This is a genomic window from Paraburkholderia fungorum (genome assembly GCF_046026025.1).
GTDB classification, from domain to species: domain Bacteria; phylum Pseudomonadota; class Gammaproteobacteria; order Burkholderiales; family Burkholderiaceae; genus Paraburkholderia; species Paraburkholderia fungorum_E.
Window position 1 is genome coordinate 64,737 of record NZ_JAQQFL010000027.1, and the last position, 21,367, is coordinate 86,103.

General features: G+C 62.0%; 19 protein-coding genes. 13 read left to right on the top strand and 6 right to left on the bottom strand.

The window, feature by feature from the left end; genetic code table 11:
* Positions 1 to 533 precede the first annotated feature (533 nt).
* The 7 genes from PQR67_RS26075 (at position 534) to PQR67_RS26105 (ending at position 8,255) form a co-directional block, all read left to right on the top strand.
* Positions 534 to 1,052: a (2Fe-2S)-binding protein gene (locus tag PQR67_RS26075; protein WP_408465530.1), complete on the top strand. Its 519-nt coding sequence runs from the start codon at positions 534 to 536 to the stop codon at positions 1,050 to 1,052.
* 10 nt (positions 1,053 to 1,062) lie between these two features.
* Positions 1,063 to 3,441 carry a xanthine dehydrogenase family protein molybdopterin-binding subunit gene (locus PQR67_RS26080; protein WP_408465532.1) on the top strand — a complete coding sequence of 793 codons (2,379 nt, stop codon included), beginning with the start codon at positions 1,063 to 1,065 and terminating at the stop codon, positions 3,439 to 3,441.
* A gap of 22 nt (positions 3,442 to 3,463) precedes the next feature.
* On the top strand, positions 3,464 to 4,261 hold the full coding sequence (locus PQR67_RS26085) for an FAD binding domain-containing protein (protein WP_408465534.1): 798 nt from the start codon (positions 3,464 to 3,466) through the stop codon (positions 4,259 to 4,261).
* A gap of 178 nt (positions 4,262 to 4,439) precedes the next feature.
* Positions 4,440 to 5,327, top strand: a complete 888-nt coding sequence (locus PQR67_RS26090; protein WP_408465536.1) for an AAA family ATPase — start codon at positions 4,440 to 4,442, stop codon at positions 5,325 to 5,327.
* Between the two features lie 5 nt (positions 5,328 to 5,332).
* Entirely contained in the window at positions 5,333 to 6,673 is a 1,341-nt protein-coding gene (locus PQR67_RS26095) for a vWA domain-containing protein (protein WP_408465538.1), read from the top strand.
* Entirely contained in the window at positions 6,664 to 7,260 is a 597-nt protein-coding gene (locus tag PQR67_RS26100; RefSeq protein WP_408465540.1) for an SRPBCC family protein, read from the top strand. Before PQR67_RS26095 ends, PQR67_RS26100 begins: the two co-directional genes overlap by 10 nt.
* Positions 7,233 to 8,255, top strand: a complete 1,023-nt coding sequence (locus PQR67_RS26105; protein ID WP_408465542.1) for an XdhC family protein — start codon at positions 7,233 to 7,235, stop codon at positions 8,253 to 8,255. Before PQR67_RS26100 ends, PQR67_RS26105 begins: the two co-directional genes overlap by 28 nt.
* A 630-nt stretch (positions 8,256 to 8,885) precedes the next feature.
* Here the strand turns inward: PQR67_RS26105 and PQR67_RS26110 are convergent.
* Positions 8,886 to 9,626: a PepSY-associated TM helix domain-containing protein gene (locus tag PQR67_RS26110; RefSeq protein WP_408465632.1), complete on the bottom strand. Its 741-nt coding sequence runs from the start codon at positions 9,624 to 9,626 to the stop codon at positions 8,886 to 8,888.
* A gap of 338 nt (positions 9,627 to 9,964) precedes the next feature.
* Here PQR67_RS26110 and PQR67_RS26115 point away from each other — a divergent pair, with 338 nt between their 5' ends.
* Complete coding sequence (locus PQR67_RS26115) at positions 9,965 to 11,866, top strand: DUF3857 domain-containing transglutaminase family protein (protein ID WP_408465544.1); 1,902 nt, start codon at positions 9,965 to 9,967, stop codon at positions 11,864 to 11,866.
* A gap of 30 nt (positions 11,867 to 11,896) precedes the next feature.
* On the opposite strand, the gene PQR67_RS26120 is transcribed toward PQR67_RS26115, so the two are convergent.
* Both PQR67_RS26120 and PQR67_RS26125 read right to left on the bottom strand, forming a co-directional pair.
* Positions 11,897 to 12,925 (bottom strand): serine/threonine protein kinase, encoded by a 1,029-nt coding sequence (locus PQR67_RS26120; protein ID WP_408465546.1) that lies wholly within the window; start codon positions 12,923 to 12,925, stop codon positions 11,897 to 11,899.
* A gap of 134 nt (positions 12,926 to 13,059) precedes the next feature.
* Positions 13,060 to 13,272, bottom strand: a complete 213-nt coding sequence (locus PQR67_RS26125; protein WP_028197750.1) for a hypothetical protein — start codon at positions 13,270 to 13,272, stop codon at positions 13,060 to 13,062.
* A 515-nt stretch (positions 13,273 to 13,787) separates the two neighbouring features.
* On the opposite strand from PQR67_RS26125, the gene PQR67_RS26130 reads away from it, so the two are divergent.
* A complete protein-coding gene (locus tag PQR67_RS26130) occupies positions 13,788 to 14,999 on the top strand; it encodes an MFS transporter (protein WP_408465634.1) in 1,212 nt (403 codons plus the stop codon).
* A 360-nt stretch (positions 15,000 to 15,359) separates the two neighbouring features.
* Positions 15,360 to 15,545: a hypothetical protein gene (locus PQR67_RS26135; RefSeq protein WP_006050504.1), complete on the top strand. Its 186-nt coding sequence runs from the start codon at positions 15,360 to 15,362 to the stop codon at positions 15,543 to 15,545.
* A gap of 160 nt (positions 15,546 to 15,705) precedes the next feature.
* Here PQR67_RS26135 and mgrA read toward each other — a convergent pair whose 3' ends face one another.
* Positions 15,706 to 16,749 (bottom strand): L-glyceraldehyde 3-phosphate reductase, encoded by a 1,044-nt coding sequence (gene mgrA, locus PQR67_RS26140; protein ID WP_408465549.1) that lies wholly within the window; start codon positions 16,747 to 16,749, stop codon positions 15,706 to 15,708.
* Between the two features lie 223 nt (positions 16,750 to 16,972).
* Here mgrA and PQR67_RS26145 point away from each other — a divergent pair, with 223 nt between their 5' ends.
* A complete protein-coding gene (locus PQR67_RS26145; RefSeq protein WP_408433492.1) occupies positions 16,973 to 17,179 on the top strand; it encodes a DUF3185 family protein in 207 nt (68 codons plus the stop codon).
* 61 nt (positions 17,180 to 17,240) lie between these two features.
* Here PQR67_RS26145 and PQR67_RS26150 read toward each other — a convergent pair whose 3' ends face one another.
* Complete coding sequence (locus tag PQR67_RS26150) at positions 17,241 to 18,002, bottom strand: phytanoyl-CoA dioxygenase family protein (protein WP_408465551.1); 762 nt, start codon at positions 18,000 to 18,002, stop codon at positions 17,241 to 17,243.
* A 472-nt stretch (positions 18,003 to 18,474) separates the two neighbouring features.
* Between PQR67_RS26150 and PQR67_RS26155 the strand changes: the two genes are divergently transcribed.
* On the top strand, positions 18,475 to 18,849 hold the full coding sequence (locus PQR67_RS26155) for a hypothetical protein (protein ID WP_408465553.1): 375 nt from the start codon (positions 18,475 to 18,477) through the stop codon (positions 18,847 to 18,849).
* Between the two features lie 122 nt (positions 18,850 to 18,971).
* On the opposite strand, the gene metK is transcribed toward PQR67_RS26155, so the two are convergent.
* Positions 18,972 to 20,159 (bottom strand): methionine adenosyltransferase, encoded by a 1,188-nt coding sequence (metK, locus tag PQR67_RS26160; RefSeq protein WP_408465555.1) that lies wholly within the window; start codon positions 20,157 to 20,159, stop codon positions 18,972 to 18,974.
* A 277-nt stretch (positions 20,160 to 20,436) separates the two neighbouring features.
* Here metK and PQR67_RS26165 point away from each other — a divergent pair, with 277 nt between their 5' ends.
* A complete protein-coding gene (locus tag PQR67_RS26165; protein WP_408465557.1) occupies positions 20,437 to 21,321 on the top strand; it encodes a lipid A biosynthesis lauroyl acyltransferase in 885 nt (294 codons plus the stop codon).
* Positions 21,322 to 21,367: the final 46 nt, after the last annotated feature.

Here is a 21,367-nt window from a genome sequence, read left to right on the forward strand (position 1 = left end):
GCTGCGCGCGCCGAAACCCATTTCCAAAAACCATCAGTTTTACAAAGCGCAGTGCCTGATTTCCCTCGCAAACCCGTCCGCGACGCACGCAGTGCGGAGTGGGAGCGGATGAGCGCCTTGTCACCAGCGCGGAGTGTGCGGGGGCACCGATTCCAGATGCACCACTACCGTGGCTGTGCGGGGGACCCGCTTATGAGCTGGCGGTGTGAGCCGCTTTCTTTGCTTATCTTTCTTTGCGGCGGCAAAGAAAGTAAGTGCCGCCCCGCACAGGGGCAACGCTAATAGACCACTAACAAAACAAGGAAAGGCCAAATCCACAGGTGCAACCAACCCAACAAACCCAACCCCAAAACCCGCCGAGCAGGCACACAACCCAATAGCGCCCCCAAGCAATTTGTGCTTTACTTTTCGGCAGACCCATAAAAAAGAACCGCAAAACAGCAAACCCGCAGTCCCCTCATCGGACCCCACGAACAGGCAGCTGAAGGCAGGAAAAACAAAGGTCCGGTTTCACCCCATAAGGAGACAACTTCATGGCGATCAGCATCAGTCTGACGGTGAACGGCGCGCCCATCAGCGCCTCAATCGACCCTAATACCCTGCTTGTCCAGTTCCTGCGCGATCAACTTCGCCTCACAGGAACGCACATCGGCTGCGACACCGCCCAGTGCGGCGCATGCACGGTCCACCTGAACGGCCGTGCGATCAAATCCTGCAACATCCTCGCGCTCCAGGCCGAAGGCGCGGACATTACCACCATCGAAGGGCTCGCCAAAGACGGCGCCCTGCATCCAATGCAAGCCGCCTTCAAACACTGCCATGGCCTGCAGTGCGGTTTCTGTACGCCCGGCATGGTGATGAGCGCAATCGCACTCGTCGAACGTCAGCCCAATCTCACCGGCGACGACGTGCGTGCCCAGCTCGACGGCAATCTCTGCCGCTGTACGGGGTATCACAACATCGTCAAAGCAGTGCTCGAAGGCGCCGACGGCATGAAGTCCGCCGGCACGGCCAGCGCCACCGCCGCGGCCACTGCGCCCGCCACCGCCTGAGGAGACGACGATGAACGCACCCGACACCCACTTCATCGGCACCTCCGTCGAACGTAAGGAAGACTATCGGTTCCTCACCGGCAACGGTCAGTACACCGACGACATCGTCCTGCCGCAGCAAACTTATGCAGTGTTCCTGCGCTCGCCGCACGCGCACGCGAAAATCAACAGCATCGACATCAGCGCCGCCAAACAGTCGCCCGGCGTCGTCGCGATCTTCACGGGCGCGGATATGGCCGCGGACAACGTCGGCGGACTGCCTTGCGGCTGGCTGATCCACAGCACAGACGGCAAACCGATGAACGAGCCGCCGCACCCGATCATTGCGCACACGAAAGCACGCCACGTCGGCGATCAGGTTGCGCTCGTCATCGCCGATTCGATCAAGGCCGCGAAAGACGCCGCCGAACTGATCGAGGTCGACTACGACGTGTTGCCGGCCGTGGTCGACACGGCGCACGCGGCCGATCCGGGCCAGGCCGCGGTGCACGACGAAGTGCCGGACAACGTCTGCTACAACTGGGGCCACGGCGACAAAGCCGCGACCGACGCCGCCTTCGCCAAAGCCAAGCACGTCACCACGCTCGACATCGTCAACAACCGCCTGATCCCGAACGCGATCGAACCGCGCGCGGTTAACGCCAGTTACTCGGTGCAGGACGACAGCTACACGGTCTACGTCGCGAATCAGAATCCGCACGTGGAACGCCTGCTGATGGCCGCCTTCGTGCTGTCGCTGCCCGAATCGAAACTGCGTGTTATTGCGCCAGATGTCGGCGGCGGCTTCGGATCGAAGATTTTCCTGTACGCCGAAGATGTCGCGCTGACGTGGGCGTCGAAGAAGATTCGCCGCCCGGTCAAATGGACAGCGGAGCGCTCGGAAGCATTCGTGTCCGACGCGCACGGCCGCGATCACGTCACCAAAGCCGAACTGGCGATGGACGCCGACGGCAAATTCCTCGCGATGCGCGTTCATACCACCGCCAACATGGGCGCGTATCTGTCGACCTTCGCCTCGAGCGTGCCGACCATCCTGTACGCGACGCTGCTCGCCGGCCAGTACGCGACCCCCGCCATCTACGCCGAGGTGAAAGCGGTCTTCACCAACACCGTGCCGGTCGACGCGTACCGCGGCGCAGGCCGTCCGGAAGCGACGTACGTGGTCGAGCGTCTGGTCGAAACCGCAGCACGGGAGATGAAACTCGATCCCGCTGAAATCCGCCGCCGCAACTTCATCCGCGCGTTTCCGTACGCGACGCCGGTTGGGCTGACCTACGATACCGGTGACTACGACGCCACGCTGAACCGTGCGCTCGAACTCGCGGACGTGAAAGGCTTCGCCGCGCGCAAGCAGGAATCCGAAAAGAACGGCAAGCTGCGCGGCCTCGGCTACTCGTGCTACATCGAAGCCTGCGGGTTAGCGCCGTCGAACATCGCGGGTGCTTTGGGCGCACGGGCCGGGCTCTTCGAAGTCGGCCAGATTCGCGTGCATCCCACGGGTTCCGTCACCGTGTTCACCGGCTCGCACAGTCACGGCCAGGGGCATGAGACCACCTTCGCGCAGGTGGTCGCGGACCGGCTCGGCATTGCGCTGGAAAGCGTGGAGATCGTTCACGGCGACACCGGTCGCATTCCGTTCGGCATGGGCACGTACGGCTCGCGCTCGATCGCGGTTGGCGGCTCGGCGATCATGAAGGCGCTCGACAAGATCGAAACCAAGGCGAAGAAAATCGCCGCGCATCTGCTGGAAGCCGCGGTGGAAGACATCGAGTTCAAGGACGGCGTGTTTCGCGTCGCGGGCACCGATCGCACCAAAGCATTCGCCGACATTTCGCTCGCCGCGTACGTGCCGCACAACTATCCGCTCGACGTGCTGGAACCGGGTCTCGAAGAAAGCGCGTTCTACGATCCGACCAACTTCACCTATCCGGCCGGCTCCTACATCTGCGAGATCGAGGTCGATCCGGAAACGGGCGTGAGCCGCATCCAGCAGTTCACCGCGGTCGACGATTTCGGCAACGTGATCAATCCGATGATTGTCGAAGGCCAGGTGCACGGCGGGCTCGCTCAGGGCATCGGCCAGGCCATGCTGGAGCGCTGCGTGTACGACAAGGAAAGCGGCCAGTTGCTGTCCGGCTCCTACATGGACTACGCAATGCCGCATGCGTCCGATCTGCCGAACTTCACCGTCGAAACCGCGAAGGGCACGCCGTGCACACACAATCCGCTCGGCGTGAAAGGCTGCGGCGAGGCGGGCGCGATCGGCTCGCCACCGGCGGTGATCAACGCGATTCTCGACGCGCTTGCGCCGCTCGGCGTGACCGATCTGCAAATGCCGGCGACGCCACATCGCGTGTGGTCCGCGATTCACGCAGCCAAACCCCACTGAGATCCTGAGCGGAGCATTCGACATGTATTCATTCGAGTATCAACGCGCGACGGATCCGAAAGCGGCCGTCGCAGCCATGAACGCTGACAGCGACGCGAAATTTCTCGCTGGCGGACAAAGCCTGTTGCCGACCATGCGCCTGCGTCTCGCGCAGCCCTCGCAACTGATCGACGTGACGCGAATTCCGGCGCTCAAATCGATCACGGTCGATGCCGGCAAGGTGACAATCGGCGCCACCGTCTGTCACGCGGACGTCGCCGATCACGCCGAGCTTCAGCGCGTGTTGCCGGCGCTCGCGGACCTCGCCGGACACATCGGCGATCGCCAGGTGCGCGCGCTCGGCACCATCGGCGGTTCGCTCGCGAACAACGATCCGGCCGCCTGCTATCCGGCTGCGGCGATGGCCTTGGACGCGACCATCGTCACCGATCGGCGACGGATTTCGTCGGGCGATTTCTTCGTCGGCATGTATGAGACCGCGTTGGCGCCCGACGAACTGATCGTGGCCGTCGAGTTTCCGGTGCCCGAACGCGCGGCTTACGTGAAATTCGAGAATCCGGCGTCACACTTTGCGCTGGTCGGCGTATTCGTCGCGAAGTTCGCGAGCGGCGTGCGCGTCGCGGTGACCGGTGCGGGGTCTTCGGTATTTCGCATACCGGAGCTGGAAAGCGCGCTATCGGCGAATTTCGCACCGGAGGCTGCGCGAGCCGTGAGCGTCTCCGACGCCGGCCTGAACACCGACATGCATGCGAGCGCCGAATATCGCGCGCATCTGATTCCGGTATTGGCCGCGCGCGCGGTGACGAAGGCGAACGGTTAGCGATCCTTGCGGTTGGCGGCTGACGTGACATGCCTCGGCATGGCGCGTTAGCCGCGCTCCGGCCCGCGCTGTCGCTCACCGCCGCGCCTGCGGCCACGCTCATGGAGCACTTCCCTGTTGCGTCGCGGCCGCACCGCCGCACGTTTCACCCGTTTCACTGTGCAGATTCAGGAACACCATGCAGCCTGCTTCAATCGACGATACGCTCGCGCAACTTGAATCCCAAAGCTACTTCGCCAGCCGCGAACTCGCGACCGCGTTGTATCTCGCGCTGCGCATGGAGCGGCCGTTGTTTGTCGAAGGCGAGCCGGGCGTCGGCAAGACCGAACTCGCCAAAGCCGCGGCGGGGATGCTCGGCACCTCGATGCTGCGGCTGCAATGTTACGAGGGGCTCGACACCGCCAGCGCACTGTACGAATGGGACTATCCGCGCCAGATCATGGCGCTGCGCCTCGCCGAGGCCGCCGGCGAGCGGCCCGGCAACGACACGCTATACCGCAGCGAATTCCTGCTGAAGCGTCCACTGCTGCAGGCGCTGATGCCCGACGAGAATCATCCTGGCGCGCGGCGCGTGCTGCTGATCGACGAGATCGACCGCGCCGACGAACCGTTCGAAGCCTTCCTGCTGGAACTGCTGTCGGACTTCCAGATATCGATTCCCGAATACGGCACGGTGCGCGCGGCGCAGCGGCCGCTCGTCGTGATGACGTCGAACCGGACGCGCGAAGTACACGATGCATTGAAGCGCCGTTGCCTGTATCAGTGGATCGGCTATCCCGAGCGCGATCGCGAACTCGAAATCGTCGCCGCGCGCGCGCCGCAAACGTCGGCGGAATTGCAACGGCGTGCCGTCGATTTCGTGCATCGGCTGCGCGGCATGGATCTGTTCAAAGCGCCAGGCATCGCCGAAACAATCGACTGGTGCCGCGCTTTGGAAGCGCTGTCGGTGACGGAACTCGACCCGCAATCGGTGCAGAACACCCTGGGTGTCCTGCTCAAGTATCAGGACGACCTGGCGCGCGTCGATGCGGCGCAGATCGCGCAATGTCTCGCGGTGCGGGAGTAACGACGATGACGCAGGCAACGGACGGAGACGACGATGCGTCGGCTTGCAACGAAGCGCCCGCAGCCGAGGCGGGCGCCCGCCCGGTGAATGCTTCATCCGATACATCGGCCGCGCCGATCGATACGCCCACTTTGGCCCGCAACGTCGTGCACTTTGTGCGCGTGCTGCGTGGCGCGGGCTTGCCGATGTCACCCGCACAAGCGGTCGATGCACTCGCCGCGCTGCACTGGATCGAACTCGACCGGCGCGACGATGTACGCGCCGCGCTCGCCACGCTATTGGTCCGCGCGCCGGACGAACGCGACCTCTTCAACGCCGCGTTCGATCTGTTCTGGCGCGACCCGGATTGGGAAGGCAAGTTGCGCGCGCTATTGCTGCCCAAAGTCCGCGATGGCCTGCCGCCTCCCAAACGCAACAATCGTCTCGCCGATGCACTGGCCGTGCGCACACCGCCCTCGCCGCACCGCAAAGCACCGCAGGAAACCGAACAGCACGAACTGCATGCGCACGTCACCTTCAGTGCCGAGGAGCGGCTGCGTCATCGCGATTTCGACACGCTTTCCGCTGACGAATGGCGCACCTTGCGCCATCTGATCCGCGGCCAGCGTCTGCCGCTCGCCACTGAACCGACGCGCCGCCTGAAGGCCGCTTCGCACGGCACGCACGCGGACTTGCGCGCAAGCGCCAGGCACGCCGTACGCGCGGGCGGCGACTGGACGGTGTGGAAGTATCGCGCGGTAGTGGAGCGCAAACCGCCATTGGTCCTGCTGCTCGATATCTCCGGCTCGATGAGCAGCTATTCGCGTGCGGTGCTGTACTTCTGCCACGCGCTGCTGCAATCGCGCGAGCGCCTGCAGGTGTTCCTGTTCGGCACGCGCCTGACCAACGCCACGCGCGCGCTGCGCGAGCGCGATCCCGACGTGGCGATCGCGACGCTCACTGACCAGGTGGTCGACTGGTCGGGCGGCACACGGATCGGCGCCGCGCTTGCCGAATTCAACCGACGCTGGGCACGCCGCGTGCTGACCGGCAGAGCCACTGTGTTGCTCGTCACCGACGGCCTCGATCACGAAGCGATCGACGTGCTCGACACCGAAATGGCCAGGCTGCGCCGATTTGCACACCGTATCGTGTGGCTCAATCCGCTGCTGCGTTTCAGCGGTTTTTCACCGAAAGCGCGTGGCGTGCAGGCGATCCTGCCGTACGTCGACGCCCATCGCCCAGTCCATAACCTGGACAGTCTGGCCGCGTTCGGCCGCGATCTCGCGCAACTCACGCGCACGCCGCGTCTACCTCGTTTCGCCCTGTCCGCCACGACAATTGCAGGAGCATCGCCATGGAATTGAGTGAAACCCATACGCTGCCGGTTTCTCAGCAGCACGCGTGGGATGCGCTGAACGATACTGAAATCCTGCGCGCGTGTATTCCCGGTTGCGAGAGCATCGATCCGGATGGCGACAATGCGTACGCCGTGGTGATGAGCGCATCGGTCGGTCCCGTGAAGGCACGCTTCAAAGGGCGTATGCTGCTGACCGACATCGAGGCACCGAACGCTTACACCATCGCTTTCGAGGGCCAGGGTGGCGCGGCGGGCTTCGGCAAGGGCAATGCGCGCGTCACGCTCGAACCCGAAGGCGACGCCGCCACGAAGCTCACGTACGTGGCGACTGCGCAGGTCGGCGGCAAGCTCGCGCAGATCGGTTCCCGGCTGGTCGACGGCGCAGCGCGTAAAATCGCGGGCGAATTTTTCAAGCGCTTCGGCGCCCAGCTCGGCGGCGACATAGCCGACGCAGCAACCCCGCAAGAGCGGGACGCTGCAGCGACTGAAGCGGCAGCGCAGAATACAGAATCGGATGAGGCCGCGGACACTGAGTCCGGCGGCGACGGAACGAAAGGGAAGAAATCATGGAAAGCGTGGATCTCGAAGTTCTGAAGTCCAGCGCCCGTTGGCTGGCGGAGGGACACCGTGCGCTCCTGGTGACGGTGGTGAAGACGTGGGGCTCGTCGCCGCGCCCCGAGGGCGCGATGCTCTCGGTGCGTGACGACGGACTCGTGGTGGGGTCGGTGTCGGGTGGCTGTATCGAAGACGACCTGATCGACCGCGTGCGGAAAATGGGTATCGAGCAGACCCGTCCGGAGGCGGTGAAGTACGGCATCACGGCGGAAGAAGCGCATCGTTTCGGCCTGCCGTGTGGTGGCACGATCCAACTGGTGTTGGAGCCCTTGACGCCGCAAAGCGGGATTGCCGATCTGTGCAATGCAGTGGAGGACGGCCGTCTGGTGGCGCGCGAAGTCGACATGGTGACGGGCGCGGTGCGGCTCGATGTGGCGCAGGCGACGGACGGTGTGCATTTCGACGGCGAGCGTCTGCTGACGATTCACGGCCCGCGTTACCGGATGCTGGTGATCGGCGCGGGGCAGTTGTCGCGCTATCTGTGCAATATCGCGGTCGGGCTCGACTATCAGGTCACCGTATGCGATCCGCGCGAAGAGTACACCGAGGAGTGGAACATTCCCGGCACGAAGATCGTGCGGACGATGCCTGACGATACCGTGATCGAGATGAAGCTTGATGAGCGGTGCGCGGTGATTGCGCTGACGCATGATCCCAAGCTGGATGATCTTGCTTTGATGGAGGCGCTGAAGACGCCAGCTTTTTACGTGGGTGCTTTGGGGTCGAGAAGGAATAATCAGGCGCGGCGCGAGCGGTTGAAAGAGTTCGATCTGAATGAGGCCGAGTTGGCCCGGTTGCATGGGCCGGTGGGGATTTATATCGGTAGCCGGACGCCGCCTGAAATTGCTGTTTCTATTCTTGCCGAGGTGACGGCGGCCAAGAATGGGGTGTCGTTGCCGACTTTGTTGCAGGTTGAGGGGGCTAAGGCCGCGCGGGAGATAGCGGCTTCTGGGGGGGCTGCTTGTAGTGTCTAGGTTTTTTTTTGCCTGCGCGGCGCTTTGGTTGTTTGCTTTTGGTGTTGGCCTTTCCTTGATTTCTTATTGGTCTATTAGCGTTCCCCCTGTGCGGGGGGGGGCACCTACTTTTCTTTGCTTGCCGCAAAGAAAAGTAGGCAAAAGAAAGCGGCTCACACCGCTAACTCTTAAGCGGGTCCCTCGCGCAGCCACGGTAGTGGTGCATCTGGAATCCGTGTCCTCGCACCTTTTACGTACGTGACAAAGGGCTCATCCGCTCCCACTCCGCACTGCGTGCGTCGCGGACGGGTTTGCATGGGAAACCAAGGCTACGCTTTGCATAACTGATTATTTTTGGAAATGGGTTTCGGCGCGCGCAGCGCCGCCGGAAGTATGACTGCTGTGTCACTGACGCGAAGTGTGCGAGAGCACCGATTCCAGATGCACCACTGCCCCCTCCAAGCCAGGGGACCCACTTAAGGATTAGCGGTGTGAGCCGCTTTCTTTTGCCTACTTTTCTTTGCGGCAGGCAAAGAAAAGTAGGTGCCCCCCCCGCACAGGGGGAACGCTAATAGACCAATAAGAAATCAAGGAAAGGCCAAGACCATAAACAAACAACCAAAGCGCCGCGCAGGCAAAAAAAACCCAACCCTATATCACCCCACAAACCACAGCAGCAACCACCGACCCACCAATCAAAACCACCCCCACCACACGCCGCTTATTCAACTCAGTCCAAAGCAAAACACCCGTCAACGACAACAAAATCATCCCACCCGCAATCGTATCGATCAGCAAAACCCACCCAACACTCAACCCCACACCACGATGCAGATTATTCATCGTCGTAAGAAACGAGTTCTGCGTCCGTTTCACCGCAACAAACCCATTCCCAACCCAATATTCAGCCTGCACATTCTGAGTAGGCCCAAAAATCCCGACCTGCCAGAACTCCGGCTGCACCGTGCTGCGTTCACCCCATGCCACCGGATGCGCCGGCTCACGTTTCACTCGCCCCGGCTTGCCGTCGATCTTCAACTCGTCCTTGAGCCACTTCGCCATCTCCATCGGCGAACCCAGCTTTTTCTGCGGCACGGGAATCTGCATCTCTTCGACCTGCGGCTCACCCGACGACACCTTCAACGGTCCGCCCCGATGGTTCAGCAAAAACCCGGTCGCGCCGAACATCAATCCCAGCACCGCACCCCACAGCCCAACCCAGCCGTGCACCTTGCGCAACCACTTGATGAAATTCGCCCGCCGCGAACGCTGGCGCCGCGCGGCCTGCTCCGCGTCGTCCATCAGATGATGACCGCGCTCCGGCGTATGAGCCGTGTACTGCGTGCCGCCACCAACAGCAGGTTTCATATCGATCGAATCAGGCGCGTTCACATCCAGGCTCCAGGCGCAGCAAGTTAAACCCTCGCCAACGGGCGACGCGCGACGAAGGCGCTCGCTCACACCAGCGGTAAAGGAAAGTTTGAAAGGAGGGGCCGGACAAACCCGGCTTGCGGTCCAGGCCGTCCGGCTGAGAGGCTGGCTGGCAGTCACAGAGGAGGAGAAATGTGACAGAAAGCTGGCGACGCCTTTCAATTGAGAATGGATATCATTACATAATTGAGCCATTTGCTCAATCGCAATGCGCGGTATCCGCTTGACATTCAGGCGTCGTAAATCGACTCTAGCTGGCGATCCCGTCAACTTTGCCGTTCTCCGGACACCTGCCTGCCATGCGCTTCGCCTCCTGGGTCTATCTCGCGTCTCTCGGCTGGCTTGCGTGCACCCACGCCGCGAGCGCGAGCGTCTCTGCCAAACTGGACGATCCCTATACGAACGAGGGCGAAACGCAGACCTTCACCGTCAACGCCGACGGCTCCTTCTCGAAGCTCGATTCGATGACGCTGCGCGTGAACAACGAGGCAGGCGTCGCACGGGTGGCGCAGCAGTACGTCTGGTTCAACCGCAATATGGCGGACGTGCAGATCCTCGAGGCGTACACGACCACCGCCGACGGCGTGCGTCACGACGTGCAGCCGGACCAGATTCGCGACGTGCAGGAAGCCCGCTCATTCAATGCGCCGATGTTTCAGGACATCCAGGAAAAGGTGATCGTGTTTCCCGCCGTCGAACCCGGCGCGCGCGTGCACCTCACCTATCGCAAGACACAAAAGCAGTCGATCGTGCCAGGTGAATTCAGTGACTTCACGCCGCCCGATCTCGTGCCCACGCGTAACTTCCACCTGATCTACGACCTGCCCGTCGACAAGCCGCTTTATGCCGATGCGCGTGGCTTCACCGCACTGCAACCGGTCACGCGCGACGGCCGCACACGCTACGAATATCGTTACGACAAGGCGCATTTCAGCCGGATCGAACGCGGCTCGATCGCGTACGTATCGTATGGCGACCGGCTGATGGTCTCGACCTTTCCGGACTACGCCACGTTCGCCGCCAGCTACAAGGCATCCTCCGCCGACCCGACCACGAGCGATGTGGCCGTCACGCGTCTCGCGCAAAACCTGACCGCGCGTGACCACACGCCACGCGACAAAGCCAAGACGCTGTACGACTGGGTACGCCGCAACATCCGCTACGTGGCGATCTATGTCGGGCGCGGTTCGGTCGTGCCGCACAGCGCAAGCGCGATCCTCGCGAACCGCTATGGCGACTGCAAGGATCACGTGGCGTTATACGGCGCGCTGCTCGACGCGGTCGGTGTTCGCAACGACCCGGCCTTGATCAGTAGCGGCTCGATCTACACGTTGCCCAGCGTGCCGGGCTACGGCGTCATCAATCACGCCATCACGTGGCTGCCCGATTTGCAGCAATACGCTGATTCGACGGCGTCGAATGTCGAATTCGGCTTTCTGCCGTGGTCCGATATGAACCGGCCTACCGTCCTCGTCAACCAAGGGGTCGTCGCGCAAACACCGGCCACCGAATTGACGACGCGCAGCACCGACCTGTCGATCAAGGTCGAGCCCGATGGCTCAGCAAGCTTCACGTACCGGCTGGAAGCATCGGGCGCCACCGCCGAACAGGCCCGCGCGATGTTGCGCACGCAGACGCCCGCGCAACGCGAGGAGTCGATCCAGGCGGAGCTGCGTAGCGCCAACCTGCGCGGCACTGCCACGCTGACCACCAATGACCTCGGTGTGGCTGACGGCCCATTGACGATCACGATGGAAGGCACGCTCGAAAATCTCGTGGTGCCGGGCGCGGCGGCATCGATTCCGGCGCTGACGAGTCTCGCCGGCGGCCTGGATGCGGATACCCGCTATTGGCTCGGCGAACGGCAGCGCACGCAGCCATTCGTCTGCCATAACCTGGCGTTGCATGAACGCGCGCGCATTGAATTGCCCGCGAATTTCCGCGTGCTCGACATGCCGGAGGCGACACGGACCCAGGACCGCTTCGTCGATTTCCAATCGCAGTACACGTTCGATCCGCTCGGCAACGTGGTGACGATGGCGCGCGACGGCACCACCCATTTCGACAGCGATGTCTGCACACCCGACGACTTCGCGAAGATGCGTCCCGCGATCGAAGCGATTGGGCGCGACGTGCGCGCCGAAGTGATCGTCAAATCGACGCTGGTGGAGTCGTCGAGCGTGGCGTCGCAGGCGCCTTGAGATACCGTCAATGAGCCGTGGCGCAAACGCTCAGACCGGCCAGAGCGGCCCTTCCTGCATTGCGCCAAGCTGCTCGCGCAGTTCGAGAATGCGGTCTTCCCAATAGCGCTGCGTGTTGAACCACGGAAATGCCGCGGGGAAGGCCGGGTCGTCCCAGCGGCGCGCGAGCCACGCCTGGTAGTGGATCAGCCGCAACGTGCGCAACGCTTCGACGAGATACAGTTCGCGTGGCTCGAAGTCGCAGAAGTCTTCGTAACCGGCCAGCAGATCGGCCAGCGCACGCGAAGCCTCGGCACGCTCGCCCGGCAGCAACAGCCACAAATCCTGCACCGCCGGACCCATGCGGCTATCGTCGAAGTCGACAAAATGCGGGCCCGCATCGGTCCACAAGACATTGCTCGGATGACAATCGCCGTGCATTCGCAACATGCGAATATCGCCGGCGCGCTCGAACGCGCGTTCAACGCCTTCAAGCGCGAGATTCACCACGGTTTCCCACGCCGCTCGCACGTCGTCAGGCACGAATCGGTGTGACAGCAGGAAGTCGCGCGGCTCGTAGCCGAACGTATTGATATCGAGCGTGGGACGTTCGGTGTAGTTCTGCGTCTGCCCGACCGCATGAATGCGGCCGATGAAACGCCCGAGCCATTCGAGCGTGTCGCGCCGGTCGAGATCGGGTGCGCGGCCACCACGGCGTTCGAAGATCGAGAAACGAAAACCATCGAAGGCATGCAGCGTGCGGCCGTCGAAAACACGTGCGGGCACCGCCGGAATCTCACGCGCGGCGAGATCGGCGACAAAGGCATGTTCTTCGAGAATCGCAGCGTCGGTCCAACGCTCGGGACGGTAGAACTTGGCGACCACCGGCGGACCGTCTTCCACGCCCACCTGGTACACGCGGTTTTCGTAGCTGTTGAGCGGCAACATGCGACCGTCGGTGTACACACCGACGCTGCTGAGCACGCTGTCGAGCGCGTCGAGCACGATTTCCGGCTTGAGCCGGGCGAAAGGGACGGCGCTATCGGCGCCGTCCTGTGAGTCGAGATTGTCGTCGTTCATGTGCGCATTGTGCGCCGCGCCGCCGTCAAAAACGAGAGCGTCGGCTCACCTTGCGCCTGACTGCCTGCTGCAACGACGATGCAACGTCATGACAACGCGATGAAACGGACTCAAACATCGGACTCAATCCCGTATCAATGCACCTGCGCGCTTGCCGGGCGAACCTGCTCGCCCGTGTCGATCAAATCTTCGAGGAAAAAGGGTTCAGTGTTCAGATGCTCTGACGTGCCAGGTTCGCCGGCATACCAGGCCACCATCGCCATGTCGCCGAGAATTCGCATGACAATCCCGCGTGCGCCTTGCGGCACGGCGATATGCACCGATCGGACAATGGAACCGATTTGCATGATGTTTCCCCGTTTCTCCCATAGCCGGCTTTATGGTTTCCGCGCCGGTCAAGGTGATGATAAAAGCGCCGCTTCGCCGATAACGTTGCGTACGCACCCAATCTGCTGCGCGTAACACGCGTGAGAGGTTTGAGTCATTGTTCCCGTTTTGCGGGGCCATGGAAAGCGCGAATTCGAGGCTCTTTACCCGTCATTTCGCCCTGGTTCCATTACGGCGCGCAGGGCGATGATCTGCACATGACGCGTCGTAACGAGGCCATCATAAACCCTGCCGGGGCGATATTTCAAAATCATGCCGTCAGTGACGCCATCAACGCAAAAAGTGAATATTCACGTCCACGGCCCTTGCCTCGTGCACACCCGCACAGCTTTTTTCAGCGTATCCTTAACTTCTTTGTGTATGTTGCGTCCCCCGAGGAGATTTTTTCGTGACCGCATCGCCGGAATGCCACCGGACTGCTACTTCGGCTGTTCCCGCTTCGTCTGCTTCGTCCGCTGCTTCCACCTCCACTGCCGTGCCTGACGCCTCCACCACGCCTTATCTCGAACGCGGCACGCGTGCCTATTGGCGCGCCAGCATCGCACTGCTGTTCGCCGGTTACGCCACCTTCTCATTGCTGTATTGCGTACAGCCTTTGCTGCCTGCGTTTTCGACAGCATTCAGCGTGACGCCGGCACAGAGCAGTCTGTCGCTCTCGCTAACGACAGCAGCGCTCGCGCTCGCTATATTCGTGGCCGGCTTTGTTTCGGAAGGCTGGAGCCGTCACAAGCTGATGACCGCGTCGCTCACGCTGTCCGCGCTATTGACGATCGGTGTGTCAGTCGCGCCGCATTGGCATCAATTGCTCGTGTTGCGCACGCTCGAAGGTCTCGCGCTCGGTGGCGTTCCTGCGGTTGCCATGGCCTACCTCGCGGAAGAAGTACACCCCGATGGGCTCGGTCTTGCGATGGGGCTGTACGTGGGCGGCACGGCGATCGGCGGGATGGCGGGGCGCGTGATTACGGGCGTGGTCGCGGATCTGTTTTCGTGGCGCGTGGCAATCGGCACGATCGGCGTGCTCGGTATTCTCTCCATGCTCGCGTTTCGCGCGCTGCTGCCGCCATCGCGCCATTTCGTGCCGCGTCGCGGGCTCGGCTTTGCCCATCATCGCACTGCGCTGCTGAAGCAATTCACGCGGCCTGGTTTGCCGCTGCTGTTTCTGCTCGGCTTCGTGCTGATGGGCAGTTTCGTGACGCTGTACAACTACCTCGGCTACCGGCTGCTCGCGCCGCCCTACCTGCTGAGTCAAACGCAGATCGGCGCGATTTTCGTCGTCTATCTGACGGGCGTGGTTGCCTCGCCGTGGTCGGGCCGCATGGCCGACATCTTCGGCCGGGCGCGCGTGCTGAGCGGCAGCCTGTTGCTGATGGCGCTCGGACTCGCCCTCACGATGCTTCATCCGATCACGGCAATTGCAATCGGGATCGCCTGCGTGACCTTCGGATTCTTCGCCGGACACGCAGTGGCGAGCGGCTGGGTCGGACGCCTCGCAAAAGAAGCGAAGGGGCAAGCGGCGGCGCTGTATCTGCTCGCGTATTACATCGGTTCGAGTGTGGTCGGCTCTTATGGTGGCCAGGTATGGGCCGGTTATGGTTGGAACGGTATCGCTGGACTGGTGGGCGCATTGCTCGTCATCGGTATCGTCGCCGCCACGTGTTTGCATCAACGCGAACGCGCCGCCGTATGAGGGAATGCTACTGATCCGTTTCGGAAAAGCAGACTTGGGCGCAACATGGAGGCCATGCATAAGGGGCTTGCGTGGAGCAGATCCCAGCCGCGCGAGAACCATCCGCAGCGCATCGAACCGATCTAAAAAGTAAGGGCCGTGTAAGCAAACACTTCATTTTTTACGGTGTTTTTGCCGCACTGCGTCAATCGCGCCGCCCCTTACCGTACCGGGTTCAGCAGCCTGCGAAGACGGCGCTGCAGCGCCGCAAAGCGTTGTTATGTTGATCTAACCGTCGCCTATACTCGAATCGAGTGTTGGCAGTGCATGACTCCAGAAATAGAGCCACTGCCGGCGCCAGTACTAAATAAGGAGACGGGTATGACGACCTACTTCACGATTGGCGATTTCATCCTGGTCATTCCGATGGCGCTGGCCGGCGCGTTGTTTGTCGGTGCGCTGCCCTGCAAGACAGAGTTGCGTCATAACGCGCTGCGGGTACTAGGCGCGCTGCTCGGCGTGGTATTCGCGGTCGTGCTGGTCGAGGGCTTGCCTGCGCTGGTTTAGCGCGGTCCGGCGAAGACGGCCTCTACGCTTCGCCGACGGTTCGTTCGACTGAACGCAGTCGCTTCGGCCGCTGTGCTGGAAACGCACGCGCTTGAACGGATCGATAAAAAGCCGCCTCACGGGCGGCTTTTCTGTTTCTACGACATCAAAGGCGGTGCGATCAGATCGCCTGATCCGTCGACGGCTTTTCCCACAGGTTAACGCCACCTTCCGTCGCGTAGCGGTCGATCTCCGCCAGTTCTTCCTTCGAGAACGCGAGATTCTTCAGCGCGCCCACGTTCTCGCGTACCTGTTCCGCACGGCTTGCACCGATCAGCACCGATGTCACGCGCGGATCGCGCAACGCCCAGGCGAGGGCCATTTGCGCGAGGCTTTGGCCGCGACGCTGCGCGATGTCGTTGAGCTTGCGCACGTGTTCGATGTTTTGCGCGCTCAGATGCTCCTGCTTCAACGAACCGCCGCCCGGCTTGTTGACGCGCGCGTCTTCGGGCACGCCGTTCAGGTACTTGCCGGTGAGCAAACCCTGCGCGAGCGGCGTGAAGGCGATGGCGCCCGAGCCGACTTTCTCGAGTGTGTCCAACAGTTCGCGCTCGATCCAGCGGTTGAGCATGTTGTACGCGGGTTGATGGATCAGCAGCGGCACCTTGTACTCGGCGAGCAGCCTGGCCATTTCGAGCGTCTTGGTGGCCGAGTATGACGAAATACCGATGTACAACGCCTTGCCCTGCTGCACGGCGCTCGCCAATGCACCGGCGGTTTCTTCGAGCGGCGTATCGGCATCGAAACGGTGCGAATAGAAGATATCGACGTAGTCGAGGCCCATGCGCTGCAGGCTCTGATCGAGACTCGCGAGTACATATTTACGCGAACCGCCGCCCTGGCCGTACGGACCCGGCCACATGTCCCAACCCGCCTTCGACGAAATCAGGAGTTCGTCGCGATACGGCTTGAAGTCGTCTTTGAAAAGCCGGCCGAAATTGGTTTCGGCGCTGCCGTACGGCGGGCCGTAATTGTTGGCGAGATCGAAGTGCGTGATGCCCAGGTCGAAGGCCGTGCGCAGGATATCGCGCTGCGTGGAGATCGGCGTGGTATCGCCGAAGTTGTGCCAGAGGCCCAGCGACAGCGCCGGCAGTTTGAGACCCGACTTGCCGCAGACGCGGTATTGCATGTCCGAATAGCGTTCTGAAGCTGCTTCGTAAGCCATTGCTAGTGTCCTTGATGTTGAAGTCGCCCGGCGATCACGGGCGTGAGGGGATCATCACGTACTGCGGGAGGCGTGCAGGGTTTTATGTTCGAATAGGGATGAGACCAGAGCGCTATGGTAGCCAATCGCCGCGCAGCTTGCACACGCCCACTATGCGGGATGGACGACTGCTTGCGGCTCCCCTACACTTTGGCCGATCAAAGCTTATCGAAGGGACGGGTGTATGGCGAAGGCGATTTCAATCGCGCTGATTGTCGGCGGTATCGTGTTGTTGTATTTCGGCGGGCAGGCGTTCAACTCGGTCAGCAGCGAGGTATCTCGCGTGTTCACCGGGTCTCCGACCAACAAGGCGATCATGTTGATTGTAGGTGGCGTTATCGCCACCATCGCCGGGCTGACCGGTGTGGCTGTGTCGGGTCGCAAGCGGTAGAACGATGCCTGCCTGCGCGGCGCAAGACGACTAAACATCTGTGCCGCGCAAGGCAAAAAAACTAAAAGGCAATCTCAGGCTTGGCTGCCGAGCGGGATCCCGGCAGGGGCACATTGCTCGCCCCGTGATAGGTAAACACCAAAGAAAATTTCACCTGATCGCTGACATTCTTGCCAGCCGAATGCAGCGTGTTGCAATGGAAGAACACCACGTCACCGGCCTTGAGCTCCGGCGAAACCGCGGTACGAATCAACGCCTGATTCTCTTCCAGATCGGAACGGAAAAACTTGGCTTCGTCGAACCGGTCTGACGTGAACGCGACATTGTGCGACTTCGGCACCAGCCACAATGCGCCGTTATCGACCGTCTCCGACCCGACCGCGAGCCATACCGAGACCAGATCGTCACGCTCGAACGACCAGTACCTCACGTCACGATGCCAGCCGGTCAAGCTGCCATAAGCCGGGTGCTTGGTCATCATGCAATTGTGATGCGCCCGCGATAAGCGCGGCTCCTCGCCGAAGTACAACTCCATCCAGCCGCGAATTTCCGGCGCGGTCGCCCATTGCGCAAATTGCGGATGGCGCCCGTACGCATCGAGCAGCCGGCGAACCGTGTGGCCGCCCGGCGCATGCTTCGATTCCGGCGCGCCCGGATAGCGAAGATCCGCCTCGAACTCGATCGGCGCCGCCGCTTCCTGCAACTGCCGCTCCGCGATCTGCTTCAGTTCGCCGCAACGCTCGGGCGACACCAATCCAGGCACTACGACAAATCCTTGTTCCCGCAACGTTTGAATCTGTTCTTTCTTCGAGTGAAGTGACATGGTGTTCCGTTACTTTCGACTGACTGATGCTCGATTGTAAAACGGGCGCGATCGGACTGTGCGCAGTTTCGCCTTTGTAAAGCCAAGGTCCCGTGCACGCCTTAAGCACTACGCTCACGCGACATGGCGGTTGGCATGGCACGCTGTCAGGGCAAGCACGCACAAAAAGCGACCGCAAAGGGCGCGACCCCGTCAACATGCACAGTGTTCTTACCCGGTAAAAACCCGGATTCACAGGGTAAAAACCGACTTTCTGACGTCATGAATCCCGTGTAGCCTGCACGTATGTTGATCGCTACTCCCGCACTTTTGCGGCGCGCAAGCGCCGCTGTGACCGGCTCCGCCGTCATGCGTGCCCTTTTCCCTCGAATTCCAGGCTTTCGCGCCGTCCATCGCGACACCGCCGTTGGCACATTTGGTGCTCATTCTGGCGTACGCTCCTTCGCGCGACACGTTGCCTACTTGTGAAGCCATGCATACTCTTCTGAGCACCCGTCTTACCCGCGCCGCCTTGAAAGCGGCGCGTCCGGCGCGCCGCCACGTCGTGCGCGCGCTGCGTCACCATGCCACCCGCACTCGCGCATTGGGCGAACAATGGCGCGAAGCCAAAGCAGTCGACGGCATCCGCACGTGGTTCCATACGTTCTTCTCAGCGTTGCGCCTGCAAGGCGGTTCGCGCCGTTTTTCGCTGCGCACGCTGTTGCGCAAACCGACACCGCTGCGCCTCACGGCTACGCGCCGCGCGCCAGTCGCAGCGCCGCAAAACACGAGCCGCCGGCCGCGCCGTATGTCGACGAACGGCAGCACCGGCTGGTTTGCGTTCGCGTTCGCTTTTGCGAGCCGCTGAATGGGCCGTTCAACGGACCGCTAGGTGGGCCATTAAGCAAGGCGCCTTCGAAGACAATAAAAAAACCCCGCACGGCTCGCGCCGGCGGGGTTTTTTGCTGAAGCGGACTGCGCGCCTGCCTATCAGGCGAGCGCGGCGACCGGTTCCGTGCCGGCGGCTTCGGCGAGCACCAGAGCCTTGTCCGTGGCTTCCCACGTGAATTCCGGCTCTTCGCGGCCGAAGTGACCGTAGGCTGCGCTCTTCTCGTAGATCGGACGCAGCAGGTCGAGCATCTGGATGATGCCCTTCGGACGCAGATCGAAATGCTCCTGCACCAGCTTCGTGATCGTCGCATCCGACACGCGGCCCGTGCCGAACGTGTTGACCATCACCGACGTCGGCTGAGCAACGCCGATGGCGTACGACACCTGAATCAGGCAGCGCGACGCCAAACCGGCAGCCACGATGTTCTTGGCCACATAACGGCCGGCATACGCCGCCGAACGGTCGACCTTCGACGGATCCTTGCCCGAGAACGCGCCGCCGCCGTGCGGCGCAGCACCGCCGTACGTATCGACGATGATCTTACGGCCCGTCAGGCCGCAATCGCCTTGCGGACCGCCGATCACGAACCGGCCGGTCGGGTTCACCAGGAACTTGATGTCGCCCTTGATCAGATCGGCCGGCAGCGTCGGCTTGATGACTTCTTCGATCACGGCTTCGCGCAGCACGGCCAGATCGATGTCCGGCGAATGCTGCGTGGACAGCACGACGGTGTCGATCGAATGCGGCTTGCCGTCGACATAACGCACGGTGACCTGCGATTTCGCATCCGGACGCAGCCAGGGCAGACGGCCGTCGCGGCGCAGATTCGCCTGACGCTCCACCAGACGGTGCGACAGGTGGATCGGCAGCGGCATCAATTCCGGCGTTTCTTCGCACGCGTAACCGAACATCAAACCCTGGTCGCCGGCGCCCTGATCGAGGTTGTTGTCGTGCGCACGGTCCACGCCCTGGGCGATGTCCGGCGATTGCTTGTCGTACGCCACCAGCACCGCGCAGCCGCGGTAATCGATACCGTAATCGGTGTTGTCGTAGCCGATGCGCTTGATCGTATCGCGCGCGACCTGGATGTAATCGACGTTCGCGGTGGTGGTGATTTCACCGGCCAGCACGACGAGACCCGTGTTGCACAGCGTTTCAGCTGCGACACGCGAATACTTGTCCTGTGTCAGGATAGCGTCGAGGATAGCGTCCGAGATCTGATCCGCGACTTTGTCGGGATGGCCTTCGGAAACGGATTCGGAAGTGAAGAGATAATCGTTTGCCACGTTGCAGACTCCTGTTGTGTGGTTACGGTTGAGTTTCACGTAGCCAGCTTCGGGAGCCTTGAAGCGGCGACGCTTTAGCGGATTACCTTACCGGCAGGCGCATATCCCATGGATCGCACCCGCCAGCTTCGCCCCGCAAGTTGTCTATTAACTCGGCGAAGCCCTTATTATAGCGACTTCCTTTGATTGTCACAGAGTGTTCACCGGTGCTGCATTTCAACCCGTTTCCAGGTTCCTTGAGCAAAGCGTCGCTCGACGCCCTACACGGAGGGGCGGCATGCTGAGTCGTCTTGGTGCTCACCTCGCCATTGGACTGCTTAAATTTTTGGCATTGCTGCCGTACGGTTTCGTTGCACGACTGGGCGACGGATTGGGCTGGCTGCTCTATCAGGTCCCCAGCAACCGTAAGCGCATCGTCCACATCAATCTGAGCCTGTGTTTCCCGGAGTGGAGCGCGGAGCACCGCGAAGATATCGCGCAGAAACACTTCCGCCACGCGATTCGCAGTTATGTGGAACGCAGCGTCCAGTGGTTCTGGTCTGCGCAGAAGCTGGAGAAGCTCGTACAGGTGGATAGCGAAGTCGACCTGCTGGATCCCGACATGCCGCCCACCCTGCTGCTTGGCGCGCACTTCGTCGGCATCGAGGCAGGCTCCGTGTTCATCAATCACGCGCTGCGCCGGCAGTGCGGCGCGCTCTATCAGCCGATGTCCAACAAAGTGCTCGACGACGTGGCCAAGACCGCGCGCGGCCGCTTCGGCGCGGACATGGCAAGCCGCGCCGACAGCGCGCGCATCGTGCTGCGCTGGTTGCGCGACCGCAAGCCCGTGATGCTTGGCGCCGACATGGACTACGGCATGCGCAACTCGACGTTCGTACCGTTCTTCGGCGTACAGGCGTGCACGCTGACGGCCGTCGGGCGGCTCGCCGGGGTCGGCCATGCGCAAGTGGTGCCGTTTATCGGCGAGGTGCTGCCGAACTACCAGGGCTACCGTCTGAAGGTATTCAAGCCGTGGGAAAACTACCCGACCGGCAACGACGAAGCCGACGCGCGCCGTATGAACGTCTTCCTCGAAGAGCAGATTCCGCTGATCCCCGAGCAGTACTACTGGGTGCACAAGCGCTTCAAGACCCGTCCGCCGGGCGAGCCGAGCGTCTACTGAGCGTTTTTCGAAAAAAGCGCCTGAACGCGGAAATCAAGCGGCAAAA